Source organism: Alteromonas sp., from assembly GCF_984505615.1.
This window is the reverse complement of sequence record NZ_CFHOXV010000084.1, coordinates 1-2,631: the sequence shown is the minus strand read 5'-3', so window position 1 is coordinate 2,631 and position 2,631 is coordinate 1. Positions and strand designations below refer to the sequence as shown.

Sequence of the window (2,631 nt, the reverse complement as noted above, 5' to 3'; positions counted from 1 at the left end):
ATCTGCGTAGGGCTGCATCTTTTTAATATTTCAGTAGTCGCGGACAATATCAGCGTTCCTCGAACTCGATAATAAAACGACTCATAGCCTGACGCCAGTTCTGAATGGGCATTGTCCATTTTTTGCTGGCATCTTTAATCGCTAAGTAAACCATCTTCTTGGCTGAATCATCACTTGGGAAGATTTTCCGCTTTTTGATAGCCTTTCTGATAACGCTGTTGAGCGACTCAATGGCGTTGGTAGTGTAAATCGCTTTGCGGATATCCTCAGGGTAACTGAACAGCGTATTAAGGTTTTGCCAGTGATTGCGCCATGATTTAGTAATTTGTGGGTACTGGCCGTCCCAAGTTTCACTGAAGCGTTCCAGTTCAAGCAAGGCTTCGTCTTCAGTGGCTGAGCGGTACAGCCGCTTTAAATCCGCGGTAACAGCTTTGTAGTCTTTCCACGACACATATTTGAGTGAGTTGCGTACCATGTGCACGATACACAATTGGATATGGGTCTGAGGGAAAACGGTGTTAATGGCGTCAGGGAAGCCTTTCAGACCATCCACGCAGGCGATAAGAATATCTTCGACGCCACGCTGCTGAAGCTCCGTCAACACGTTTAACCAGAACTTAGCGCCTTCATTCTCGGCAATCCACATACCCATCAGTTCCTTGTGACCTTCAGTGTTGATACCCAAAGCAAGGAAGATGGACTTGTTGATGACCCGCTTATCCTGGCGAATCTTCACGACGATGCAGTCCAGGTAAACAATCGGGTAAACGGCATCTAGAGAGCGTGACTGCCATTCAATCACCTGTTCAATAACGGCATTGGTGACACGAGAAACGAGCGTGGGCGATATCTCAGCGCCATACCACTCCTCAAAGGCATTGACGATGTCACGGGTGCTCATGCCCTGTGAGTACAGCCAGAGGATTTTCTCGTCCATGGAAGTGAAACGGGTTTGGTGCTTTTTGACAAGTTTGGGTTCAAAGGAGCCTTCACGGTCGCGAGGCGTATCGAGTTTAAACTCGCCATCTTCGGTTTTGACCCGTTTACTGCTTTTGCCGTTGCGGGTATTGGTCGACGTGGACTGTTGATATTTCCCGTAGCCAAGATGCTCATCCATCTCTGCGTTTAGTGCCGCTTCAACGGTGATCTTCTTCAACATCTGACTAAATTCGTTCAAGTCCTCAGGTGTTTTAATCCCTTTGGCCGCTTCCTTTGCGAAAGCTTCAAGCTCTTTCTTGTTCATTTGCATCTGCCTATCCTTAACTCTCAATAGAGTATGTTGAGATAGGCAGTTACACAAAATTAGTTACAGTCCGCGAATTCAACTCCGAAGTGCACCACTCGCTAATTTAGGCAACTTTGCGTAATTCGTTGAATACCGCAACAGGTTGCCTGAAGCCGAGACACTTTCTCGGTCTGGCATTTAATGCCCGTTCTATTTCACTAATTTGCCTATCCGATACCGTCCGTAAATCGGTGCCTTTCCGGATGTACTGGCGCAGCAAGCCGTTGAAGTTCTCATTCAGTCCGCGTTCCTAGGATGAATACGGATTCGCGAAGTAGATATTGGTTTTTAGCTTCTCAGCGACCAGCTCGTGGTCACAGAATTCGCTGCCGTTGTCCGCTGTGATTGTTCGGACATGACCTCGATATTTCCACAGCATGCCAACTATGGCTCGGGCCACGTCTGCTGCGCTTTTCGCTGGCACTTTGCGTATCAGGTATAGCTTACTTTTGCGCTCGACTAGACTAACAATCGCGCCCGTTCCTTGCTTGCCCAGAACCGTGTCAGCTTCCCAGTCACCGAACCGTTTTTTCTTGTTCACAATAGCGGGACGATGCTCAATGCCAACGCGATTCGGAATAATTATCCGCTTCGCACGGTCACCTTTACGATACCTTCTGTGACTCTGGCGCAGCTGTTTGTACAACCTACCGCCACTCAATTTATCACGCTGGACGTAGCGATAAATCCATTCGTGACTGACATGATGACCGATGATTTTACCTACACCAGCAATTTGCTCAGGGCTCCATTTTTCGTTCAGCCCGAACTCAACAAAGGTAATCGTCAGTTCAGACATCCTGAACTTTGCGGCTTGGCTACGTCGCTTCAATGCCTTCGCCTGAGCCACTTCCGGCAAATAGTGGTTATCCCGAATTCTATTGCGATTTACTTCCCGACTGATTGTGCTGTGACTCACGTTCAGACGTTTTCCGATCTCCCTGTAACTGAAACCCTCGCGTAAGTAGGCCTCAATCTGGTATCGTTGTCCCTCGATCAACTGCTTGTAACTCATGGTAACTACTCTTGTTTTTTGGCGATTACAGAGTACCACCAACAGGCAGTTGATCTCTCCTCACCGTTTAACCATGAGTGGTGCACTTATTATCTGAATTCTGGAATCACGCTCACGCTTTTCGCCAAGTTTTGGAACTCTTTAGTCATTGTCACCTGATACGTCATAAAATAATGCGGTGATTAACGTTGTCAAATTAGTCTTGGACTTCTCAACTGAAAGCGACTTGGCCACAATCACCTTTTTCTCGACCGTCAACTGTTTTTGAATACGTTCGCGGCGCGCACACGCCACCAGACAATAAAACGACTAATAGGTATACCCACTTCTT

The 2,631-nt window shown here is 47.4% G+C and carries 1 protein-coding gene and 1 pseudogene; both read right to left on the bottom strand.

The annotated features are described in order from the left end of the window. Positions 1–49: 49 nt before the first annotated feature. The gene (locus AC4PME_RS20535; protein ID WP_491529753.1) at positions 50–1,243 is read right to left on the bottom strand and encodes an IS256 family transposase; all 1,194 of its coding nucleotides are present in this window, start codon (positions 1,241–1,243) and stop codon (positions 50–52) included. A gap of 106 nt (positions 1,244–1,349) precedes the next feature. Next, positions 1,350–2,300 (bottom strand): annotated as a pseudogene (locus tag AC4PME_RS20530) (IS30 family transposase). Between the last annotated feature and the right edge of the window lie 331 nt (positions 2,301–2,631).

Bases quoted from the DNA above. Each gene is read 5' to 3' on its own strand.
- AC4PME_RS20535 (WP_491529753.1), bottom strand. From the start codon at position 1,243: ATGAACAAGAAAGAGCTTGAAGCTTTCGCAAAGGAAGCGGCCAAAGGG.